A 22,724-nucleotide genomic window follows, 5' to 3' on the forward strand; every position below is an offset into this window, starting at 1 on the left:
TGCGACCCTCGTCCGTCGTGCGCATCTTTGCCGGTTTACAAAAATCACTAGTACTTAATATTTAACAAAAGATACACTCAGACGCTTCTGTTTACGGAATGTCTCAGCTTTCCAGAACCAAGAGTCGTCTCGAATGAACCGTATCTATCGTCTTGTCTTCAATCGCTCGACGGGAAGCCGTCAAGCCGTCTCCGAACTCGCAAGGACATCCGGCCCCGGTGCCTCCACAACCGGGAGCGCTGCCGGCGCGGCCTTTGGTGCCGCCGGATCCGCCGTCCTCCTGGCAATCGCCGCCCTCACTCCCTCGGCCCACGCGGATGCAAATCTGCTTGTCGGGACGGGAGGCGCAGCCGGCGTTTCGAGCACCAACGCGGGCGACGGCGGCGCGGGTGGCATCGGAGGCGGCGGTGGTGGAGGCTCAGGGGGCGGCAGCGCCGGCGGTGCGGGCGGCGGCGCAGGTTCGGGCGGCGGGGGCAGTGGTTTTGTCGTCGGCGGAGACTCAGGCGCACTCGGCAACGGCGGTGCCAATGGCTCCGGCGTGACCGGCGGCAACGCACTGACCGGTGACTCGCTCCAGCCGAACCCATTGACACTGACCGGCACGACTGACGTCACCGGCTCCGTCGGCATCGGCGGTGGTGGTGGCGGCGGGGGTGGAGGCGGAGGCACGACACCGGGCACCAATGGCACGAACGGCACGGGCGGCGCCCTCAATGTGAGCGGCGGTGCCACCCTGAATGTCGCGGGCGCGATTGCGGTCGGCGGGTCCGGCGGCGGCGGAGGCGGCAGCACGGCCAATGGGGGAACCGGCGGTACGGGCGGTGCGGGCGGCAACGGCACGCTATCGATCAGCGGTACGGTCAATGCCTCCGGTGACGTGACCGTTGGCGGCGTCCAGGGCGGCAACGGTACAGGCGGCATCGGCGGTGTCGGCGGTGCGGGCGGCACAGGCAGCCTGACCATCAACGCAGGCGGCACGCTGCAGATCGGTACCGGCGGCGCCACAGGTTCGCTGACCGGCAACGTGACGGACGACGGCCAGCTGGTCTTCAACCGAACCACCGCATCCGCCTACGCGGGGGTCGTCTCCGGCAGCGGCCGTCTCGTCCAGCAGGGCACGGGCATCCTCACGCTGAGTGGCAACAACACCTATGGCGGCGGAACCGTGCTGAATGCCGGAACGCTGCAGGTGTCCGCCGACAGCAACCTGGGCTCGACCGGCGCCAACGCCGGCCTGACCTTCAATGGCGGCACCTTGCGTCTGGCGCCGCCCAATGCGAGCACCCCTTTCAGTTCGGCGCGAGGCATTGCCGTGGGCGGCAACGGCGGCACCATCGACGTGAACGACAGCCAAGGCAACAGCTTGAGCGGGACCTTCAGCGGCGCCGGGACGTTGACGCTGATGAACAGCGGCTTTGCCCTTGGCTCTTCGACACGCCTGACGTTGAGCAGCAGCAACAACACCGCATTCACAGGCTCCACCCAACTTGGACTGCCCAACCAGATTGGCCGCATCAACGTCGAGGTGACAGGCTCGGGCACCCTGGGCACGAGCAACAACCTGGTCGACATCTACAACAACAGCGAACTCGACTTCAACGGTGCCGGCGCCAGCGCGGGCAACCTGAGAATCACGACCCACGTCAGCGCCAATGTGGTGGGTATCAACTCCGGCGTCACCTTCGCGCACGGCGCGAGCGCGGGAACGGCCACGATCACCAACGCAGCGAGTGGCGCGGTGATCGTCTTCCAGGACGACGCCAAGGCAGCTGCCTCGACCCTGGTCAACGGGACCGACTCGCGTATCTATTTCCTGGGCACCAGCACAGGCGACAGCGCGACAATCACCAACAACGGCGGGCACGTTTACCTGCAGGGCTCCGCCGATCTCAGCGGAGCAAACATCGCCAACGGCGTTGGCGGCACTCTCGACATCAGCGAAGCGGGGACCGGCATGTCCGTCGGCGAGCTTTCGGGCAACGGAAACGTCGTGCTCGGCGGCAAGGTCTTGACGGTCGGTGCGCTGGGCACCAGCAGCACGATCGGCGGAGTGATCTCCGATACCGGCGCCGCCTTCGCCGACGGCGCGGGCAATCCATACAACAGCGCCATCACGGCCACCGGCGGCTCGCTCGTCAAGACCGGCGCCGGGACCCTGACGCTGACGGGCGCCAACACTTACAGCGGCGGAACGACCGTCAATGGCGGCGTGCTTCAGGTCAGTGCCGACAACAACCTCGGCGTTGCGACCGGCGGCCTCGCGCTCGACAACGCCACGTTGCGCTACGGTGCCGGATTCGCCAGTGCACGCGCAGTGACGATCGGCGCGGACGGCGGCACCTTCGACACCAACGGCAACGACGCTGCGCTCAGTGGCGTCATCAGCGGCGGCGCCCTCACGAAGGCAGGTGCCGGCACCCTGACCCTGGCGGGCGCCAACACTTACAGCGGCGGCACGACCGTGAACGGCGGAGTGCTTCAGGTCAACGCCGACAACAACCTCGGCGCGGCAGCCGGCGGCCTCGCGTTCGACGGCGGCGCACTGCGCTACGGCAGCGGCTTCGCCACCGCGCGCGCGATGACGATGGGTGCGGGCGGCGGCACCTTCGACACCAGCGGCAACGACGCTGCGCTCAGTGGCGTCATCAGCGGCGGCGCCCTCACGAAGACGGGTGCCGGCACCCTGACCCTGGCAGGCACCAATACCTACAGCGGCGGCACGACGGTCAACGGCGGCGTACTTCAGGTCAGTGCCGACAACAACCTCGGCGCGGCGACCGGCGGCCTCGCGTTCGACAACGGCACATTGCGCTACAGCACCGGCTTCGCCAGCGCGCGCGCAGTGACGATCGGTGCGGGCGGCGGTACCTTCGACACCAACGGTAACGATGCTGCACTCAGCGGCGTCATCAGCGGCGGCGCCCTCACGAAGACGGGTGCCGGCACCCTGACTTTGGCGGGCGCCAATACTTACAGCGGGGGCACGGCGCTCCAATCCGGTCGGATCGACGTCGGCAACAGCACCGCCCTCGGCGCCGGTGCACTCGCGATGGATGAAGGCACCACACTGGGCTTCACCGCAGACGCTCTCACCGTCGCCAACGCGGTGGTGCTCACCGGTATCACCGACCCCATCATCGACACAGGCAGCTTCACTGAAACGCTGACCGGCGCGATTTCCGGTGCCGGTGCGCTCACGAAGAACGGCAACGGCACGCTGGTGCTCTCTGGCGCCAACAGCTACAGCGGCGCCACCACGGTAGCTGCAGGGACGCTGCGCGCCGGCACGGCCAATGCTTTCAGCGCGACCTCGGCGCACGCGGTTGCCGCCGGAGCGACGCTGGACACCGCAGGCTTCAACCAGACCGTTGCCTCACTGAATAACAGCGGCACCGTCTCGCTGCTGGGCAGCGCACCCGGCTCGACCCTGACCGTCAACGGCGCCTATGTCGGCAATGCCGGTGTCTTGCGCCTGGGGACCGCGTTGGCTGACAGCGGCAGCGTGAGCGACCGGCTGATACTCAACGGCCCCGGCGCCAGCGCGAGCGGCAAGACCACCCTGCAGATCACCAACCTCGGCGGCCTCGGCGCACTGACTACGGGCAGCGGCATCAATGTCGTCACCGCCCAGAACGGCGCGACCACGACGGCCCAGACGACCAAGGACGCGTTCACACTGGCCAACGGCCACATCGACGCGGGCGCCTTCGAGTACCGCCTCTACGCCGCCGATGCCAGTGGTGCCAGCGAGAACTGGTACCTGCGCTCCGACGGTGGACCGGTGGCGCCGACGACAGTCTCGAATGCCGCCGTTCCGACGGTTGCGTCGACGGCAGCATCGCCACTGCCGACCTACCGCGCCGAAGTACCCCTCTATGCCGCGCTGCCCAACGTGCTGCGCCAAAGCGATCTCGCGATGCTGTCGAATCTGCATCGCCGGATGGGCGACGAAACGACCACCGCGGATCCCTCCGCCAGCACCGCCAATCGCCGCGGCTGGGGCCGTGTCATCGACGGGACCACCACCATCGAACAGAACGGCATCAGCGCACCCGAGAGCGACGCCAGCATGCAAGGCGTCCAGGCCGGCGTCGACCTGTTCGCCAACACCACCTGGAATGCCGGGCTGTATGCGGGCTACCTGCGCGCCGACACCCATGTGGACGGCTTCTACGGTCTGAATTTCCTCGCCCGCGGCTACGCCGGCAATCTGCGCGCAGACACCACCTACCTGGGCGGGTACGCCACCTACGCCAATCCGCAGGGACAGTACGCCGACTTCGTACTGCAGTACGGCCATCAGGACATCACGGGCACGCCCCCGCTCGGCTTCGCGAACGACAGCAGCGGCAACAGCGTGACGGCGTCGGCCGAAGCGGGTCAGCGCTTTGCACTAGGCAGCGGCTGGGGGATCGAGCCGCAAGTCCAGCTGATCGTCAACCACCAGAGCCTGGGGAATGCACAGATCAGCGGCGCGGTCGTGAGCCAGGACACGGCGACTGCAGTGATCGGACGCATCGGTTTGCGCGTCGCCGGTGACTACGCCACCGGCATGGGAAGGCTGCAGCCCTATGGGCGCCTCAACGTCTGGCATGGATTCAGCGGCACGGACACGACGAGCTTCATCGGCCCGGCCGCCACGACCCCGATCTCGAGCGGATTCGGCTACACGTCCACCGAAGCGGCCATCGGCTTCACATTGGGCTTGACCCCGGCAACCAGCGTCTATGGCGAACTCGGCAAGCTCTTCCATTCCGGCGGAGACACGCAGGTGAGTTCCTCGGTCCAAGGGTCGATCGGCCTCAAGGTGAAGTTCTAGGTTCCGAAGCCGGCGGCCTGGACCGGTCGACCGGCTTCAGAACTCCGCGTCGAGCTCGTCGATTTCCTCGGGCTCCTGCTTCGCCGCCTTGATCCACTCCTGCATCGCTGGCAGTTCGACGATGCGCTTGCAATACGCGGCGCACGTCCGGTCGAGCGACACGTCATAAGTCATGAACCGCGTCACCACCGGTGCATACATCGCATCCGCCATGCAGGGCGTCTCGCCGAACAGGAAAGGACCGCCGTAGTCGGAAAGGCACTCGCGCCAGATCGCAACGATGCGGTCGATGTCGGTCTGCGCACGCGACCAGATCTTGAAGCCGGGAAACCTGGCCTTGACGTTCATCGGCAGCGAGCCGCGCATCGAGCTGAAGCCCGAATGCATCTCGCCGCAGATCGCCCGGCAGTGCGCGCGCGCCTTGGAATCATCGGGCAGCAGGCCGGCCTTCGGCTTGATCTCGTTGAGGTATTCGCCGATCGCGAGCGTGTCCCAGACCTTGACGTTGCCGTGCTGCAATGAGGGCACCAGCATCGAGGCCGACAGCAACAGCATCTCGGCCTTCATCGCCGGATCGTCGGGCGGGATCACCTTCTCCGAGAAATCCAGCCCCGCGAGACGGCACATCAGCCAGCCCCGCAGCGACCACGCGCCGTAGTTCTTGCTGCTGATGGTGAGAACGGGTTTGGCCATGCTGACGCTCCTGGACTGCCGGATCGGCTGTGCTGCCGTGCAAGGCTTGTGCCAGAACGGTGCACCTCGAAGCCGAACCGCTCGACTTGGCCCGCAACTTGCCTGCAGCCTGTGCATGCTGTATCGGGTCTACCAAACCAACGCCGACCTGTTTTCGCCGTCACGGCTCGCGGCGCAATACCTCGGCAGCGCGTTGTGGCGTCCGAATTCGGACCGCAGCCTGACCCGCCGCGTGTCGGCCGCCATGGACGTTTATTCGCGCATGCGGCTCACGCACACGCGTCCGGCCTATGGCATCGACAGCGTCATGGTCGACGGCCAGGAAGTCGCGGTCCACGAAGAAGCCGCGTTGACGGCGCCCTTCGGAACGCTGCTTCACTTTCGCAAGGACACCACGGCGGTGCATCCGTCCGTGCTGCTGGCCGCACCACTGTCGGGCCATTTCGCCACGCTCCTGCGCGAAACCGTGCGCACGCTGCTGCGCGATCACGACGTCTACGTGACCGACTGGCACAACGCGCGCGACGTGCCGCTCTGGCACGGCGGATTTGGCCTGGACGACTACACACTGCAGATCATTGCCTTTCTCGAGGCGATCGGCCCCGGCGTGCACATGGTGGCCGTTTGCCAGCCCTGCGTGGCGGCGCTCGCAGCCACCGCACTCATGTCGGAAGACGACAACCCGTCAACACCGCGCAGCCTCACGCTGATGGCCGGGCCGGTCGATTGCCGGATCAACCCGACCATGGTGAACAAGCTCGCGACCGACCGCTCCATCGGCTGGTTCGAGCGCAACCTGATCAGCCGCGTGCCGTGGCCCCACGCCGGCGTGATGCGCCGCGTCTATCCGGGATTCCTGCAGCTCAGCGCCTTTATGAGCATGAACCCGGACCGGCACAAGCAGCAGTTCATCAAGCTGTACCAGCATCTCGTGGACGGCGATGTCGAACAGGCCACGACGATCCGGAACTTCTACGACGAATACCTGGCAGTGAACGATCTACCGGCCGAGTTCTACCTGGAAACGGTGGAGCGCGTGTTCCAGACCTACGACCTGCCGCGCGGCGAACTCACCGTGGGTGACCGCAAGGTCAACCCCGCCGCCATCCGCCGCACCGCGCTACTGACGGTGGAAGGCGAACGCGACGACATCTGTTCGGTCGGCCAGACAGTGGCAGCGCAGGACCTGTGCACCAGCGTTCGCCCCTATCTCAAGATCCATCATCTGCAGGCAGGCGTCGGGCACTACGGGGTCTTCAGCGGCAGCAAGTGGAACACGCAGATCTATCCACGCGTGCGGGAGACGATTCATACGGCTGCGGAATTGCACGCCTAGGACTCACTCGCCGCGTGGCAATCCTGCCGAGCCGGCAGTGTGGTCGGCCGCTTCACAGCCATATGGTCGACTTCCAGAAACCAGTGCAAAGCCCGCAAAAAAACGGGGCTCGACGAGCATGGGGTTCTCCCGTGCCCATTCAGTTGCCTTGAGCCAGAGATGGACCATCGGCAGTCTCCAGCAAGCCACCCGGGGATATAGATGGTGCTCCAGGTGATAGTTGGTTCCAGCCATCAGCAGCGTAGCCCATGGGGACGAATGTGTGCGTGAATTGTTTGACAGCCGGTCACCGGTGTCGCCATGCTGCACGAATACGATGGCAGCACTAACGAGCGCGGTCGCCAGGTGCGGCAGCAGCACGACGCACAGTCCCAAGATCGGATCCGCGAGAAAGAGCAGCGCGTAGATGGCAATCCAAATCAATTGAGCGGCCACATTGAAAATCGCCAAGAACTTCAGCTCCGAAAGTGTGAACACCGTGTGGATGCCCTGGGGCAATTCGCTCCTGACCAACAGTCTGAGGACCAGTTTCAAGTAGCCACGGTTGTTGGCAAGACGCAATATCAGCAAACGCCGCCAAGTACTCTTGAACTTTGAGAAGAGTTTGAGATCCGGATCGTCGGCCTTATTCGTATGCCGGTGGTGTTGACTGTGGATCAAATAGAACCCCACACCGAAGAATGCGATCACGGCCGCGCTAAACCAAGTCCCGATCAGGGCACTCACGAGCTTGTTCCGGGCGAGGGTGAAGTGGAATCCCTCATGCGCGGTGGTGCCGAGCACGTAGAAACCGAATCCGGCAATCAGTGTGAGCAACGCCGCAGGGATCGTCACAACAGCCGAACTCCAGTCGGCAATAGCGACCATCCAATAGATAAGCAGCCCCGGCCCGAATGCTAGCCCCAAGGCATAGGTCATGAAGAGTGCGGTGACCCACGGCCGGCTCGGTTCGACGAATTTGGAAGGCAGTGCGGGTGGTAGTCGTCGGACGGGAATGTTCATGATGTAGCCGAAGAAAAAGTTGCCTTTCGAGGTTGCTCCAGCGCCTCGGTGATGGCTCTGATCACGTGCCTGCGTTCTGCGATGCTGCTCACATGTCCACCACGCAGCCAGCGCACTGTTGCGCAGTTAGCCCAGTGACGTTGCATCCGTTCATAGGACCCGGCTGGCACATAGTGATCGCGGCGTGCACCGACCAGCGTCAAACGCCTCTGCAAATCAGGCAACGGTAGACGTTCAAGGCTTGTCTGCTCGAAGAGGTCTGCCATCTGTTCACGAACCGGCCTGCTGGAGCCGCTCGTAGCCTGCAGCAGGCTCCAGTCGCACAGACTTCCAAGAAGGCCCTCGAGCAGCACAGGTGCACCGCTATGAGGCGCGAGGAGCGATACCGCGTGCACCGGTACTGGTGAACGCAGCGCAGCCACTGCAGCAAGGTAGCCACCCTTGCTGATGCCCGCGATGCAAATGTTGTGAAATGACTGGCCACTGAGCCAAGCGAGCACACTGCGTGCCTCTTCGATGCACGCGGCGCTCAAGACCAGGAAGTCCGAAAAGTACGACAGCGTTGCGCCGTACTGAGCCTGCGGCTTTCGGCGGCCCATAAAAGGGCTTTCCAGCAGTACGGTTGCGACTCCCTGCCTTGCCAGCGCCCGCGCGATGGGGAGGCGCCCGTCAACACCCTCCTCGCGTGAGGTAGGGGTGAGCACCACGACAGAACCGCTCTTACCCAGGACCGGGCGCACGAAGCGAAAGTATGCGGTCCTCGACTCCGCCGGCAGGTGCTCCCGATGAGAAGGGGAAGCGAAACTTCCGTTGCGAAACCACAAGTCGTGGGCATCGGCCTTCCAGTCGGCCTCCCACTCGATCATGAGTTCTGCGGGCTTGCCTGGGGACTGCCAATGACTGTTCACAGCTGCCAGTGCCTCGTGACTGCCCCAACCCTTATGAAACATTGGAGGCGACTTTCGATTGAGAAAGCAGTGATACGCGAAGTACCACTGGTCGAGCTTTCCAAGCCATCCGTCAGCGGCGGAGAGAATTTCCATATCGCTCAGACGCCTTCCTTGCAAGACGCCAAATTGCGCGCCCGCTTGGATCGACGAGCAAACTCGGCCATTCGACGGTTGTACCGATGTACTTCTGTAAAGGCCTGGCTCAGGGTGCACTCTCGATAGGGCACACCGAATACGTGGCAAAGGTGGCGCGTGATGACGCGGGCCTCTGGCAGCCGAGTCGCGGACAAGTGACCGAATAGGTGATGCTCGATATGAGTGTTCAGTCCAATGCACAAATGAGTCAAAAGCCTGCCGGAAGGCAGATTCCGCGCGGTCACGATCTGCCGCAAGGCTGGCGGCCAGGCGCTGGCCTCTTCGCCCGTGGGGCCTCCCAGATGATTTGGTAGAAAGACGAAAGCCAAATAGGCTCCTTCAACCCAGGTAAGAAGTCCGTAGTTGATTGCGGCGTTGCCAACGCCAATCCAGAATGCGGGCAAACCAATCCAAATCGCGGCGTGGAGGGCCAACAGCAGGAGGTCGATCCACATCGCCGCAGGCGTGCGCATGACTCGCTTCCACCCCGCCACCTTCAGCGAGAAACCCATCAGCGTCGAGAGAGGAATCAACAAGAGGTGCTGGTGTTGTGTGCACCATCCGGCCAGCCCCCGCGCAGCGACAGCATCGGCCTCGCTGAAACTGAAGAGCCAGGGGCGAACGTCGGGATCCTTTCGCGAATTGGGATGGAGGTGGTGGGCGCCGTGACGCTCGATCCACGCGCTGTAAGAGGCACCGACCAAGAATGTCATGAAGAATCGACCGACGAACCAAGTCGACTTTCTGTGGCGCGTGACGGCCCCATGTCCAGCCTCATGTGCGATCGCCGAAGCCTGCACGCCGATGTAGCCAGCCATGATGCCGATGACCAGCCGTGCGGGCCAACCCTCCACGAAGAGGAGAGCACTCCATGTGAAAGCGGCAATGGCCATCACCCACAGAGCGCGCATCACATGCGCGGCACCGTCGCTCCTGAACACCCCCGCCTCTCCCAACTCACTTCGCAATCGAGTCATGAATTCGGCAGTCTCTGCTGGCGACCACGCTCGCACTGGCGACGACAGAGTGCGATCTTCAGGTCGGGCGTTGGTCACACCGCTCATACGACGCCTCGCTCGGCCCGCAGTCGTTCAAGCACTCTTTCCGGGGGTATGACTCCATCCTGCCCGCGAATGACGCCAGATGACCTTCCCTCCGCCACTACTTTTTCCCCGACCAGAAACTGGTGGCTCATGTAGAAGCAACGCTCATCCCAGTGAGTTAACTGCATCACCGCCTCGAACTTCTGAAAGAGCTTGAGCGATCGCTTGTAGCTCATCGTGTGCTCGGCAATCAGCGGAACCCACTTCTCCTTTCTCATGACGGAAACAAGGCCGGTTCGCAGAAACAGATCGACCCGAGACAAATCGGCGATCGTCAAGTAACGGCCGTTGTTCATGTGCAGATTGAGGTCGAGATCGTTGGGCAGGGTGATCAGGCGCAATCGGCTCTCAGCCACACCGACTGGCAGGCGCTGGCGGCGCAGCGACAGAAGCCATACCCAGATCATTCGAAGAATCAAGTTCATTGCGGCTTTCGTTGTTTGTGTCCGAGTTCAGTCGATCCGCAGGCCCAGACGCTGCATCTCGCAGAGATCGCTTGCGGTGGGTGCCCGATATCGCCGACGCAACACGTCTCCACCAAGAACCAAGTTGAAATTCGACGCAACGTAGCGGTGGTGCATATAGTGGTTGCGTGCCATCGAACGGAAATACCAGCGTCGCAGCAGCCAGGCGGTCGTGCGGGGGGCTTCGCGCACCGCACGCTCGTGCGACATATGCAGGTATGGATGAATGAAATGACTGAACAGCGGCGGAAGCGCCAGGGCGACGCAACAGCCCACCGTTCCCCACATACCTAGCATGAACGCCGTAAGGGGAATGGCCGGCAGCAGCGGTGCGATGAAGACCAGCGCGCCGCTGCCATGAAGGCGAACCGCATAGAGCGAGCGCTGGATGATTTGCCCGTGGTACCCAAGGCCCGCCAACTCTTGGTCCAGCGTCTCGCGTTCCGACTCAGAACGAAATTGTGTGACGTGGTCCTGCTTGAACGTTTTGCGGTGATGAACCACGTGATGCGAGTACCTCGTACGAATCAGGTAACGACAAAGACGGGGAATACGCTCCCAGCGTTTGACACTCTTGTTGGGTGCGTCCGAAACATGCTGATGCACGATGGACTCAATGAGGCTGGCGACGACGTACCCGCCCGCGAAGCCACATGGCAGGCTGGCCAAGTCGGAGAGGTTCATCGGATCAAGTTGCTGCCGTTGCTTGACAGTGGAACCATGCGGCCTGCCCCCGCATCCCAGACGCGAACTTGCAGGCAGGCGAAACTCTGCCGAAGTGTGATGCGTGGCGGATCACCAAATTCTGAGTGATTTTTGAAGCACTCGTAGAGTCTGTAGTTCGGGATGCGTGCGTCCAGGTGATGAATGTGATGGAGCCCAATATTCGCGGTTAGCCAACGGAGCCATGCAGGCAATTCGTAGTACGTCGCGCCCTGCATGCTGGCACGCCAGGATTCCCAATCGTCTTCACGCCTCCAGTAAGCATCCGGAAATTGATGCTGGACATAAAAGAGCCAAACGCCTGCGATCGATGCAATCGACATCATGGCAAGGTGGAACTGGATCACGAGGATGGGGTCGCAAAATGCGCATGGCAGCGCGAGCAGGACCACCCAGCAGAGATTGGTGAGATGAACGCTGCGGCGCTCAGCTTTCCACTTAAGGGGCACCTTGTATGTAGTGCGCTGGCGCAGGATGAAGAGAAATGGCGGGCCGATCAGCAAGAGGATCAGCGGATGTCGATAGATGCGATATCGGCGTTGCTGCGCCGAAGTGAGACATTTGTACTCATCAGCTGTCAGCGTGTGGATGTCACCGAAACCCCTCTTGTCAAGGTTACCGGAGTTGCTGTGATGTAGTGCATGAAAGCGGCGCCAGCATCGGTAAGGCGTCATCGTCAGCACGCCCAGCCAGAAGCCGATCACGTCGTTAGTGCGGTGGGAGCGAAAGAACGAACGGTGGCCGCAGTCGTGCTGAATCATGAAAAGCCGCACGACAAAAGCGGCCGCAACTGCCGCCGCGACAGCCGTCCCGAACAACGACTGTTTGGTGAGCGCCAGACCCGCAGCATAGGTGGTCAACCAAAGGCAAAAGGTGATGCTCAATTGGCGGACACTTCTGACCGGCTGGGATTTGCTGTATTGCGACGAGATCGACAGTAGGCGCGCGCGTGTTCCGCGGCCTCCGCCGCTTGATTTCTGACTCATTGACTCAACTCCCTGTGACTTACCGCTGCGGCGCCTGAGGCGCTCTGGGCAACGAACAATGAAAACGTAACTTCAGCCGAGCATTTAGCGCGCGTCACCTCCGATCGAACACATCGCTGTCATATTCAATGTCCTTCTGTAGTCTTCGGCTTCATTTGGACGGTGTGACGCACCGTTGGGATTGGCCGTGGCTGTCTCACTCGCTGCGCTTCATACGCGTGCACGAGCGATGCAATAGCTTGATGGCTCGCACCGGGACCCGGGGCCCAATCGAGGTCTTTGACAGCCAGCGCATGACCATCCGCGTCAAGAATTCGCAACGGGAGCACTTCTTTGCCGCTGCTGCGTTTGATCACCTTGATGGGCACCGTTTCGGAGGTGTGCAACCACTGGTCTCCCCATTGCATCAAGGCGACCAAGGCAGGCACCAATCCTTCGCCCATCGGCGTCAGGTTGTAGCCCATGCGGCGCCCGTCTGTCCTCAGCGGTGTCTGAATGAAAATTCCGGCTTCAACCAGCTTCGCAAGGCGATGAGTCAACACGTTGCGGGCAATTCCCAAATGCGCCGCGAAGTCATCAAAGCGGTGAGTTCCGAACAACACCTCTCTGATAAGCAAGAACGCCCAGCGATCGCCCAGCAGATCCAGCGAGCGGGCGACGGAGCATATGGAGGCGTTGGGTTTCAGACGCGGCACGAGTACTTCTCGGTGAGCAAGGAAGCCTTGAATCCTAAACGATAAGTCCTTAAAAGCAACTCAATAAGTTGCTTTTCGAAATTTTTCGATCGCCTTCAGCCCCACTGCCTCAATCAAGGCGTGCGCCGCACAAGCGAGTCGCAGTCGCTGAGAAAAAATTCTCGTTGTTGTTGCATCGTCCCTAGACTTCGGGCCATGACTCAACCTGCGCTCACTCAGGCATCACCCCTCGAATCGTTCCTTCACGCCATTCCGAAGGTCGAACTGCACTGTCACCTGTTCGGCACCGTGCGGCACGACACCTTCGCCGCGCTCAACCGCGCCGCTGGCGCGCCGCTGGCCGACGACGAAATCGAGGGCTTCTACACGCGCGGCGAAAAACCGGTCGGCGTTCTGCGGGTGCTGCGTGCGCTCGACGCGCACCTGGTGCGCAGCGCCGACGACCTGCATCGACTCGCCCTCGAATACCTGCAGGACGCCGCCAGCCACAACGTTCGCTACAGCGAATTCTTCTGGAACCCGACCGGCACCGTGCACGAATCGGGCATCGGCTACCGGCAGGCGCAGGACGCCATCGTGCGCGCCATCCACGACGCCGAACAGCAATTCGGCATCATCGGCCGCCTGATCGCCGCGATCGACCGCGAGGCCAGTCCCGAAGCTGCGGTCGAGATGGTGCAATGGGTCGTCGACAACCGCTGCGACGAAGTCATCGGCATCGGCATCGACTACCGCGAGACCGACCGTCCGCCCGAACTGTTCATGCAGGCCTACAGCGACGCGCGGCGCGCCGGCCTCAAGACCACCGCGCACGCCGGCGAGTTCGGCATGCCGTGGACCAACGTGCGTACCGCACTCGATGTGCTGAAGGTCGACCGCATCGACCATGGCTACACGGTGGTCGACCGCCCCGAATTCGCACGCGAATGCGCCGACCGAGGCGTGATCTTCACCGTCGTGCCCACCAACTCCTACTACCTGCGAACCCTCCCGCCCGAGCGCTGGGCGCTCGACCATCCGATTCGCCGCATGCCCGGACTGGGCCTGCGCATCCACCCCAACACCGACGACCCGACGCTGCACAAGGTCACGCCCACGCAAGCGTGGCTGATGATGGTTCGAGATTTCGGATTCACCCGCGACGACCTTCGAGACTTCATGCTCAACGGCCTGGACGGCGCCTGGATCGACGACACGCTACGCCGCCAATGGCGCACGGCGTGGAGCGCCGAATTCGACACCCTCCGCACCCGCCTTCCCTAGTCCCACCAGTCCAATAGATAGATTCGCGAAACACCGCGGAACCGGCTTAGCCGGGCCGCTGGTGTTGCCCCCGGCAGGGGGCGGGCGTCTACACGAAGTGAGAAAGCCTGGGGGCGAGCAACATGAACACCGCGGAACCGGCTTAGCCGGGCCGCCGGTGTTGCCCCCGGCAGGGGGTGGGCGGCTACACGAAGTGAGCCAACCTGGGGGCGAGCTCTTCACGACGATTCGTCGTCACCTGGCCAATCGCGGATGTAGGCCTTCAACATCTTGTTCTCGAAGTTCTGGCTGTCCACCACTGCTTTCGCGACGTCGTAGAAGCTGATCACGCCCATCAGCATGCGCTTGTCCATCACCGGCATGTAGCGTGCATGGCGCTCGAGCATGATGCGGCGGATTTCGTCGAGATCGGTTTCGAGGGTGCAGGTGACGGGATGATCGTCCATCGCCTTGCGCACCAGCGTGCCGCCAACCTGGCCGCCGTTGGCGACGATGGCGACGATCACTTCGCGGAAGGTGAGCATGCCGACCAAGTCGCCATGCTCCATGACGACCAGCGAACCGATGTCCTTGTCGGCCATGGTGTTGACTGCGTCAGCCAGGGGTTGATCGGGCGTGGCCGTAAAGAGCGTGTTGCCCTTGACGCGCAGGATGTCGCTGACTTTCATCGTGTTGCTCCTCACTTGCTCGGCGGCGTGCCGATTTGAATATAGCCCACAATCACCGCCCATCCACAGGCCCACGATGGCGTCGCAGGGATTGCGCGCGTAACGGGGCATTGCAGAAACGTCAATGAAAGGCCCTCATGTCCGGCTACTCCGACCCCGGCTTCGACACGCTGGCATTGCATGCCGGCGCCGCGCCCGACCCCGCTACCGGCGCCCGCGCAGTACCGATCCACCTGACCACATCCTTCGTCTTCGAGTCGAGCGACCACGCGGCGTCGCTCTTCAATCTCGAACGCGCGGGCCATGTGTATTCGCGCATCAGCAATCCGACGAATGCGGTGCTGGAGCAGCGCGTGGCGGCGCTCGAAGGCGGCATCGGTGCGATCGCGACCGCGAGCGGCCAGGCAGCGCTGCACTTGTCGATCGCGACGCTGATGGGCGCCGGCTCGCACATCGTCGCGAGTACCGCGCTCTACGGCGGCTCGCAGAACCTTTTGCACTACACGATGCGTCGCTTCGGCATCGACACGACCTTCGTGAAGCCGGGCGACCTCGACGGCTGGCGTGCGGCGATCCGGCCGGAGACCAAGCTGCTCTTCGGCGAGACCGTGGGCAATCCGGGCCTCGACGTGCTGGACATCCCGGCCGTCAGCGAGATTGCACATGCGGCCAAAGTGCCACTGCTGGTGGATTCGACGCTGACCTCGCCTTACCTCATCAAGCCCTTCGACTGGGGTGCGGACCTGGTCTATCACTCGGCCACCAAGTTCCTGTCGGGCCATGGCACGGTCATCGGCGGGGTCGTGGTCGATTCGGGCAATTTCGACTGGGAGCGCTCGGGCAAGTTTGCCGAGCTGACCCAGGCGTATGACGGCTTCCACAACATGGTCTTCAGCGAGGAGAGCACGGTCGGCGCCTTCCTGCTGCGCGCTCGGCGCGAGGGGCTGCGCGACTTCGGCGCGTCGATGAGCCCGCACACCGCATGGCTGATCTTGCAAGGCATCGAGACGCTGCCATTGCGCATGGAGCGCCACATCGACAACACGCAGAAGGTGGTGGAGTTCCTCGCCGCGCATCCGTTCGTGGCGCACGTCGGGCATCCGCTGCTCGAATCGCACCCGAGCCATGCGCTGGCGGGCAAGCTGCTGCGCCATGGCGCGAAGGGCGCGGGCTCGGTCTTCAGCTTCGACCTCAAGGGCAACCGCGAGCAAGGCAAGAAGTTCATCGAGGTGCTCAAGCTGTTCAGCCATCTCGCGAACGTGGGCGACTGCCGCAGCCTCGTGATTCATCCGGCCAGCACGACGCATTTCCGGATGACTGACGAGGCCTTGGCCGGCGCAGGCATTTCGCAAGGGACGATTCGCCTGTCGATCGGCCTGGAAGACCCCGCCGATCTCATCGATGACCTCAAGCGAGCGCTCAAGGCTGCAGAAAAGGCTGGTGCCTGATGGAACTGCTCGTCAACGGCCACGCGACCTATTGTTACACCGGCGGCAAGGCGCTCGACAGCGAAAAGCCCACAGTAGTGTTCATCCACGGCGTGCTCAACGACCACAGCGTCTGGATCCTCCAGAGCCGCTGGTTTGCCAACCACGGCTGGAACGTGCTGGCGGTCGACCTGCCGGGACACTGCAAGAGCGAAGGGCCGCCGCCGGCGACAGTTGAAGATGCGTCCGCGTTCATCATCGCCCTGCTCGATACGGCCGGCGTCGCGAAGGCTGCCCTGGTCGGGCACAGTTTCGGATCGCTGATCGCGCTCGAAACGGCTGCGCGCGCACCGGAGCGCGTCACGCACCTCGCGCTGGTCGGGACCGCCTATCCGATGACGGTGTCGCCTGCCCTGCTCGATGGGGCGCTCAACGATCCGCAGCGGGCGATCGCGATGGTCAACACCTTCTCGCATTCGCTGCTCGCGCCACCGCCCTCTTCGCTAGGCCCAGGCACCTGGCTCTATGGCGGCTCGCGCGCGCTCATGCGCCGCGTGCTGGCGAGCAATCCGAACGCGAATGTCTTTCACATCGGCTTCAAGGCCTGCAATGACTACGCGAACGGCGAAGATGCCATCGCGAAGGTGCAATGCCCGACGCTGTTCCTGCTGGGTGCCGCTGATCAGATGACACCGCCACGCGCTGCAAAGACGCTGGCGGGCAAGGCGCGTGGCGCGAAGGTCGTGACGGTCAAGGCGGGCCATGCGCTGATGAGCGAAGCGCCGGACGAGGTGCTGTTCGCCCTGAGCGCGTTTCTCAAGAATTGAAACCCCGCCCAGGTCTCACCGGCTTCAGCGCAATGCGTTGATGTCGGGGACTTCGACCAACGGGTTGGGCGCGCCACGCTTCGCGACAGCCAGCATGGCACGCCCCACCTGCACGCTGGTGGTGACCCGGTCGGGCGCCCATCGGCGCAGCAGACCAAAGACAGGCCTGGCGATCACGTAGGCCGTCTGGTAGAGCGCAGTCTTGGAGCGCACGCCGTGCATCGGCTCGATGAAACCCGGCCGGAACATGTACGCGGCCTTGAAGGGAAGGCGCATCAGCGCGTTCTCTGTGGCGCCCTTGACGCGCGCCCACATGACCCGGCCGCGCTCGGTGCTGTCGGTCCCGGCGCCGGACACATAGACGAAAGTCATCTGGGGATTGAGACGGGCCAGCGCTTGCGCCGCCGCGAGCGTGAGGTCATAGGTGACACGGCGATAGTCTTCCTCGCTCATGCCGACGGAAGAAACGCCCAGGCAGAAAAAGCAGGCGTCGAAATCGGTCAGTTGGTCTTCGACGGCCGTGTAGTCGTTCAGGTCCGGAAGGATGAGTTCGCGCAGCTTGGGATGCTGCTCGCCGATCGGCCTGCGGCCGACGCTGAGCACCTGCGTCACGTCGCCGTCGACAAGGCATTCGCGCAGCACGCCCTGCCCGACCATTCCCGTGGCGCCGAAGAGCATGATTCTCATCGGGCGCTTTCGACGGAACGCATCAGGCGACCGAGAAGGTTTCGGGTTCGCGGCCCAGCGCACCCAGCAGCGTCCGCACCTCGGGACTGGAGGCCTGTGCCGGCTGCAAAGCGGTCAGCAGACGCGAAAGCGTCTCGGCATGCGGCAACAAGGGACCGAGGAAACGCGTGCCATCGCCGTTCGCGATCAGCATCGTCGGGAAGGTCTCGACGTCGAAGTCGTCCGCGAGATCGGCATGGTCCTCGACGTCGACCCAGGCGAAGCGGAATTGCGGATGCGCGCGCGCCACCTGTTCGAACAGCGGCCGGTATTCGCGGCAAGCACCGCACCATTCGGCGCACAGGCAAACGACCCACAGCGGATCGCCGGCCGTCTCGGGGGCTGCGGAAGTGGAAAAGTCGGTCAAGGCCAGTTCGGTCGTTGAGGGGTGGATGAAGCGTCCGCCGCCATTATCGATAGACCAGCAGATCCTGCAGGCGGAGCCCGACCAAAGGGCCTTTGCGCCAGAGGCTGTCGAGCGGCGGGGCCTGTGGCATGAGCAGTTCCTTCAGCAAAGGCTCGACCGGCGTGATGGCCGGTTCGGCCAGCAGCACATAGCGAGGGTCCTCGTCGTTCTTCTCCTCGGCGATGGGGGCGATCCAGTCGATGGCGACCAGCGTTTCCAGCACCGGGGCGAGTTGGAGTGCGTCCACCCGCATCCGAGCCACCAGTTCGGCGGCGCCCAGTCCCTTCGCCGCCGTGGTCCTGGCGTCGGCCAGGTGTTGCAACGCCTCGACCGCCAGTTGGAGCGGCCATCCCGCCGCACCGCCACGGCGCGCCACGCCGGTCAGGAGGCTCGGCAGATACGCCGCGATCACCGCGCCGAAAAGCACGATGAGCCAGGCCATGTAGATCCAGACCAGCAGGATCGGCAACGTTGCGAAGGCACCGTACACCACGGAATAGGTGGGCACCAGGCTGAGGTAGTAGCCCAGCGCGTGCTTGGAAATCTCGATCGCGGCTGCGACGAACAGGCCGCCGGCCCATGCGTGCGCCCACTTGACGTGGGTGTTCGGCACGTAGCGATAGAGCGACGCCATGCCGCCGGCCAACAGGAAGAACTCGAAGGTGTCGAACAACAGCTTGACGAAGCTCCCGCCGAACACCTCGCGAGAGGCCGAAAAGAAGGAAGCGGTCGTGCTCAGGCTCAGCGCCAGCACCAGCGGTCCCAGCGTGATGGCGGCCCAGTAGATCAGCACCCGCTGGGCCAAGGGCCGGGACTTGCGCACACGCCAGATGTTGTTGAGCGTCTTGTCGATCGTGAGGATCAGCGCAACCGCCGTGACCAGCAGCACGACGAGGCCTGCCGCCCCCAGCCCGCTGGCCTTGTTCGCGAACTGGTTGAGGTAACCGAGCACCTGTCGGGCGATGTTGTCGGGGATCAGACTCTCGATCAGCCACCGTTGCAAGCGGCCCTGCATCTTGGCGAACATCGGGAACACGGTGAACAGCGCCAACGCCACGGTGAAGAACGGCACCATCGCGATGGTGGTGGTGAACGTCAGGCTGCTCGCAGTGAGGCCCAGCCGGTCTTCCCGGAAGCGCTCACGGAGCACCATTGCTGTGTTGCCCCAGGGGAAATGCGAAAGGTCCCTCCACAATTGCCGACGATTCATGGCCGGTATCATGCCACTGGGTTTTTTGCCGCTTCGGCGGCGCCCGGCCAGATTTCCTCCTTCGTGACCGCTTCCACCATCCCTCCCGCATCTGTTTCCGCCACACGCTGGCTGGCCGTCGGCAGCCTCGTCGGCCTGATCGTGCTCGGGCTCGCCTGGGAGTTGTGGCTCGCTCCCCTGCGGCCCGGCGGCTCCTGGCTGGCGCTCAAGGTGCTGCCGCTCGCGGTGCCGCTGGCAGGCCTCCTGAAGAACCGGATGTACACGTATCGCTGGGTCAGCCTGATGATCTGGCTCTATTTCACCGAAGGCGTGGTGCGCGCCTGGAGCGACACGAATCACGTCAGCCAGGTGCTGGCGCTGGTGCAGGTGGTGTTGTGCCTTGTGCTCTTCATGGCCTGCGCATGGCATGTCCGGCTGCGTCTGCGGCACGCCGCCCTGGCGAGAAGTCTTGAAGGAGCGACGCAATGAGCGTCCTGATCGAAAAATTGCGCGCCATCGTCGGCGCACCGAACGTCCTGACCGACGGCGACCTCACTGCCTGGGAGCAGGACTGGCGCAAGCGCTCGCGCGGCAAGTCCCTGGCGGTCGTGCGGCCGGCCGACGCGCAGCAGGTTGCAGACGTCGTCAAGGCGTGCGCCGCCGCCGGAACATCCATCGTGCCGCAGGGCGGCAACACCGGCCTCGCGGTCGGCTCGATCCCGGACGAGACCGGCACCCAGGTCCTGCTGAGCCTGCAACGCATGAACGCGATCCGCAGCGTCGATGCCGCGAACCTCACCATGACCGTCGAGGCCGGCTGCGTGCTGCAGACCTTGCAGGAAGCGGCCCGAAACGCCGGATTTCTCTTCCCGCTGAGCCTGGCGGCCGAAGGCAGCTGCACCATCGGCGGCAATCTCGCGACCAACGCGGGCGGCACGCAGGTCGTGCGCTACGGCAACACGCGCGACTTGTGCCTCGGACTCGAAGTCGTCACGCCGCAAGGCGAGATCTGGGAAGGCACCAGTGGCCTTCGCAAGGACAACACCGGCTACGACCTGCGCGACCTGATCATCGGCAGCGAAGGCACGCTCGGCATCATCACCGCCGCGACCATGAAGCTCTACCCGCTGCCGGCCGCGCAACTCACGGCCTGGGCGGCAGTGCCGTCGCTCGAACACGCGGTGACGCTGCTGGGCCTCGCACACAAACGCCTCGGCCCCGGCCTGACGGGCTTCGAGGTCATGGGCAAGTTCGCGTTGAGCCTCGTGGCCAAGCACTTTCCAGCGATGCGCGTGCCTTTCATCGACGAGGCGGCCGTGCCTTATTGCGTGCTGCTTGAAAACTCCGACAGCGAATCCGAAGATCACGCCCGCGCCCGCTTCGAGGCGCTCCTCGAAACCGCCTTCGAGACCGGCTGCGTGACGGACGCCGTGGTGGCCGAGAACCTCACCCAGGCGCATCAGCTCTGGCACGTGCGCGAAAGCATTCCGCTCGCGCAGGCCGAGGAGGGGCTCAACATCAAGCACGACATCTCGATCGCGGTGTCGCGCATTCCTGCCTTCGTCGCCGAGACCGATGCGCTGCTCGCGCGCGAGATTCCCGGCGTGCGGCTCGTGAATTTCGGCCACCTTGGTGATGGCAACCTGCACTACAACGTGCAGGCGCCGGTCGGCGGCGACAACGGTGCCTTCCTGCGCGAGCACGAAGACCGGATCAACACGCTGGTCTACGACGCGGTGGAAAAATTCGAGGGCTCGTTTTCGGCCGAGCACGGCGTTGGCTCGCTCAAGGTCGACAAGCTCGAAAAACACAAGTCCCCCGTGGCGCTTGGCATGATGCGTACCATCAAGCGCGGGCTCGACCCGCAGAACATCCTGAATCCGGGTCGGGTGATCCGGACGGAGACCCTTCAATGAATCGCCCCATCCGCTCCCAATACGAAGATTTCATGCGCCACGTCGACACGACGGGCGTCCAGAAAGGCGACCGCACCGGCACCGGCACCAAGAGTGTGTTCGGCTACCAGATGCGCTTCGATCTCAACGAAGGTTTCCCGCTGGTCACCACGAAGAAGGTGCACCTCAAGTCCATCATCCAGGAATTGCTGTGGTTCCTGACCGGATCGGGCAACAACAACTGGCTCAAGGAGCGAGGCGTCACGATCTGGGACGAATGGGCGCGCGAAGATGGCGATCTCGGCCCGGTGTACGGTGTGCAATGGCGCAGCTGGCCGACGCCGGACGGTGGCCACATCGACCAGATCCAGCAGGTGATGGATACGCTGCGCAGCAATCCCGATTCGCGGCGCATCATCGTGAGCGCGTGGAACGTCGCCGAGTTGTCGAAGATGGCGCTGATGCCTTGTCATGCGTTCTTCCAGTTCTACGTGGCGCCGCCGCAGGCGCCCGGCGAACGCGGCAAGCTCAGCTGCCAGCTCTATCAGCGCAGCGCCGACATCTTCCTGGGCGTGCCTTTCAACATTGCGAGCTATGCGCTGCTCACGCACATGATCGCGCAGCAGTGCGATCTCGACGTCGGGGATTTCATCTGGACCGGCGGCGACTGCCATATCTACAGCAACCATGCGGAGCAGGTCGCGCTGCAACTCAGCCGCGCGCCCTACCCCTATCCCACGCTGGTCATCAAGCGCAAGCCGCCGTCGATCTTCGACTACGAATACGAAGACTTCGAGGTCGTCGACTACCAGCATCACCCCGCCATCAAGGCGCCGGTCGCGGTCTGAATCGTGGGCACTCGTATCAACTTGATCCTCGCGCGCGCCGCCAATGGCGTGATCGGTCTCAACGGCGACATGCCCTGGCATCTGCCGGAGGACTTGGCGCATTTCAAGAAGGTGACCTCGGGGGCGCCCGTGATCATGGGGCGCAAGACCTGGGACTCCCTGCCGCCGCGCTTTCGGCCGCTGCCGGGACGACGCAACATCGTCGTCACGCGCCAGCCGGACTGGCAAAGCGCCGGTGCCGAACGCGTGTCGAGCCTGTATGAAGCCTTGGCGCTTTGCGAGCGTGACGGGTCGCCCGAAGCCTGGGTGATCGGCGGCGCACAAATCTACGCCGAAGCCGAGCCGCTCGCACGGCGAGCCGTCATCACCGAGATCGCGCGCGACTACGAAGGCGACGCGTGGGCGCCCACCTTCGGCGCCGGTTGGCATGAGACCGCGCGCGAATCGCATGTGGCGGCGAACGGGCTGCCCTTCAGCTTCGTCACGCTGGAACGGCGCTGAGCGCACCGGCAAGAAAAAAAGCCGCTCACCCGTTTCGAGTGAGCGGCAGAGGCTGGCAATCTCTATCT

At 63.7% G+C, this 22,724-nt stretch carries 21 protein-coding genes; 9 read left to right on the plus strand and 12 right to left on the minus strand.

The window, feature by feature from the left end; all coding sequences use genetic code 11:
• The first annotated feature begins 133 nt into the window (after window positions 1-133).
• On the plus strand, window positions 134-4,819 hold the full coding sequence (locus AC1DN9_RS08915; protein ID WP_478099229.1) for an autotransporter-associated beta strand repeat-containing protein: 4,686 nt from the start codon (window positions 134-136) through the stop codon (window positions 4,817-4,819).
• A gap of 36 nt (window positions 4,820-4,855) precedes the next feature.
• Here AC1DN9_RS08915 and AC1DN9_RS08920 read toward each other — a convergent pair whose 3' ends face one another.
• Window positions 4,856-5,512 carry a glutathione S-transferase gene (locus tag AC1DN9_RS08920; protein WP_478099231.1) on the minus strand — a complete coding sequence of 219 codons (657 nt, stop codon included), beginning with the start codon at window positions 5,510-5,512 and terminating at the stop codon, window positions 4,856-4,858.
• Between the two features lie 115 nt (window positions 5,513-5,627).
• On the opposite strand from AC1DN9_RS08920, the gene AC1DN9_RS08925 reads away from it, so the two are divergent.
• Entirely contained in the window at window positions 5,628-6,848 is a 1,221-nt protein-coding gene (locus AC1DN9_RS08925; RefSeq protein WP_478099233.1) for a polyhydroxyalkanoate depolymerase, read from the plus strand.
• Between the two features lie 3 nt (window positions 6,849-6,851).
• Here AC1DN9_RS08925 and AC1DN9_RS08930 read toward each other — a convergent pair whose 3' ends face one another.
• The 7 genes from AC1DN9_RS08930 to AC1DN9_RS08960 form a co-directional block, all read right to left on the minus strand.
• Window positions 6,852-7,850, minus strand: coding sequence for a fatty acid desaturase family protein (locus tag AC1DN9_RS08930; protein ID WP_478099234.1), 999 nt, complete (start codon window positions 7,848-7,850; stop codon window positions 6,852-6,854).
• Window positions 7,847-8,893: an alpha/beta hydrolase family protein gene (locus AC1DN9_RS08935; protein ID WP_478099235.1), complete on the minus strand. Its 1,047-nt coding sequence runs from the start codon at window positions 8,891-8,893 to the stop codon at window positions 7,847-7,849. Before AC1DN9_RS08935 ends, AC1DN9_RS08930 begins: the two co-directional genes overlap by 4 nt.
• Before the next feature lie 5 nt (window positions 8,894-8,898).
• The gene (locus tag AC1DN9_RS08940; protein WP_478099237.1) at window positions 8,899-9,999 is read right to left on the minus strand and encodes a fatty acid desaturase family protein; all 1,101 of its coding nucleotides are present in this window, start codon (window positions 9,997-9,999) and stop codon (window positions 8,899-8,901) included.
• Entirely contained in the window at window positions 9,996-10,463 is a 468-nt protein-coding gene (locus AC1DN9_RS08945) for a thioesterase family protein (protein ID WP_478099239.1), read from the minus strand. The genes AC1DN9_RS08940 and AC1DN9_RS08945 overlap by 4 nt, the downstream gene beginning before the upstream one ends.
• 27 nt (window positions 10,464-10,490) lie before the next feature.
• Window positions 10,491-11,186, minus strand: a complete 696-nt coding sequence (locus AC1DN9_RS08950; protein WP_478099241.1) for a hypothetical protein — start codon at window positions 11,184-11,186, stop codon at window positions 10,491-10,493.
• Complete coding sequence (locus AC1DN9_RS08955) at window positions 11,183-12,211, minus strand: fatty acid desaturase (protein ID WP_478099243.1); 1,029 nt, start codon at window positions 12,209-12,211, stop codon at window positions 11,183-11,185. Before AC1DN9_RS08955 ends, AC1DN9_RS08950 begins: the two co-directional genes overlap by 4 nt.
• A 125-nt stretch (window positions 12,212-12,336) precedes the next feature.
• Window positions 12,337-12,906: a winged helix-turn-helix transcriptional regulator gene (locus AC1DN9_RS08960; protein ID WP_478099245.1), complete on the minus strand. Its 570-nt coding sequence runs from the start codon at window positions 12,904-12,906 to the stop codon at window positions 12,337-12,339.
• Between the two features lie 195 nt (window positions 12,907-13,101).
• Between AC1DN9_RS08960 and add the strand changes: the two genes are divergently transcribed.
• On the plus strand, window positions 13,102-14,169 hold the full coding sequence (gene add, locus AC1DN9_RS08965; RefSeq protein ID WP_478099247.1) for an adenosine deaminase: 1,068 nt from the start codon (window positions 13,102-13,104) through the stop codon (window positions 14,167-14,169).
• 218 nt (window positions 14,170-14,387) lie between these two features.
• Here the strand turns inward: add and AC1DN9_RS08970 are convergent, their stop codons facing one another.
• Window positions 14,388-14,837 (minus strand): CBS domain-containing protein, encoded by a 450-nt coding sequence (locus tag AC1DN9_RS08970; RefSeq protein ID WP_478099249.1) that lies wholly within the window; start codon window positions 14,835-14,837, stop codon window positions 14,388-14,390.
• 137 nt (window positions 14,838-14,974) lie between these two features.
• Between AC1DN9_RS08970 and AC1DN9_RS08975 the strand changes: the two genes are divergently transcribed.
• Both AC1DN9_RS08975 and AC1DN9_RS08980 read left to right on the plus strand, forming a co-directional pair.
• Window positions 14,975-16,285: an O-acetylhomoserine aminocarboxypropyltransferase gene (locus AC1DN9_RS08975; protein WP_478099251.1), complete on the plus strand. Its 1,311-nt coding sequence runs from the start codon at window positions 14,975-14,977 to the stop codon at window positions 16,283-16,285.
• Complete coding sequence (locus tag AC1DN9_RS08980) at window positions 16,285-17,091, plus strand: alpha/beta fold hydrolase (protein ID WP_478099253.1); 807 nt, start codon at window positions 16,285-16,287, stop codon at window positions 17,089-17,091. The genes AC1DN9_RS08975 and AC1DN9_RS08980 overlap by 1 nt, the downstream gene beginning before the upstream one ends.
• A gap of 24 nt (window positions 17,092-17,115) precedes the next feature.
• Here AC1DN9_RS08980 and AC1DN9_RS08985 read toward each other — a convergent pair whose 3' ends face one another.
• From AC1DN9_RS08985 to AC1DN9_RS08995, 3 genes are read right to left on the minus strand one after another with little or no spacing between them, the layout of a single operon-like run.
• Window positions 17,116-17,778: an NAD-dependent epimerase/dehydratase family protein gene (locus AC1DN9_RS08985; protein WP_478099254.1), complete on the minus strand. Its 663-nt coding sequence runs from the start codon at window positions 17,776-17,778 to the stop codon at window positions 17,116-17,118.
• Between the two features lie 22 nt (window positions 17,779-17,800).
• Window positions 17,801-18,184 carry a thioredoxin family protein gene (locus tag AC1DN9_RS08990; RefSeq protein WP_478099256.1) on the minus strand — a complete coding sequence of 128 codons (384 nt, stop codon included), beginning with the start codon at window positions 18,182-18,184 and terminating at the stop codon, window positions 17,801-17,803.
• Between the two features lie 43 nt (window positions 18,185-18,227).
• On the minus strand, window positions 18,228-19,445 hold the full coding sequence (locus tag AC1DN9_RS08995; protein WP_478099258.1) for a YihY family inner membrane protein: 1,218 nt from the start codon (window positions 19,443-19,445) through the stop codon (window positions 18,228-18,230).
• Between the two features lie 51 nt (window positions 19,446-19,496).
• Between AC1DN9_RS08995 and AC1DN9_RS09000 the strand changes: the two genes are divergently transcribed.
• From AC1DN9_RS09000 to AC1DN9_RS09015, 4 genes are read left to right on the plus strand one after another with little or no spacing between them, the layout of a single operon-like run.
• The gene (locus tag AC1DN9_RS09000) at window positions 19,497-19,901 is read left to right on the plus strand and encodes a DUF2069 domain-containing protein (RefSeq protein ID WP_478099260.1); all 405 of its coding nucleotides are present in this window, start codon (window positions 19,497-19,499) and stop codon (window positions 19,899-19,901) included.
• Window positions 19,898-21,328: an FAD-binding oxidoreductase gene (locus tag AC1DN9_RS09005; RefSeq protein ID WP_478099262.1), complete on the plus strand. Its 1,431-nt coding sequence runs from the start codon at window positions 19,898-19,900 to the stop codon at window positions 21,326-21,328. Before AC1DN9_RS09000 ends, AC1DN9_RS09005 begins: the two co-directional genes overlap by 4 nt.
• Window positions 21,325-22,155, plus strand: coding sequence for a thymidylate synthase (locus AC1DN9_RS09010; protein ID WP_478099263.1), 831 nt, complete (start codon window positions 21,325-21,327; stop codon window positions 22,153-22,155). Before AC1DN9_RS09005 ends, AC1DN9_RS09010 begins: the two co-directional genes overlap by 4 nt.
• On the plus strand, window positions 22,156-22,656 hold the full coding sequence (locus tag AC1DN9_RS09015; protein ID WP_478099581.1) for a dihydrofolate reductase: 501 nt from the start codon (window positions 22,156-22,158) through the stop codon (window positions 22,654-22,656).
• The last annotated feature ends 68 nt before the right edge of the window (window positions 22,657-22,724 follow it).

The organism is Variovorax sp. 05L425, from assembly GCF_056397705.1.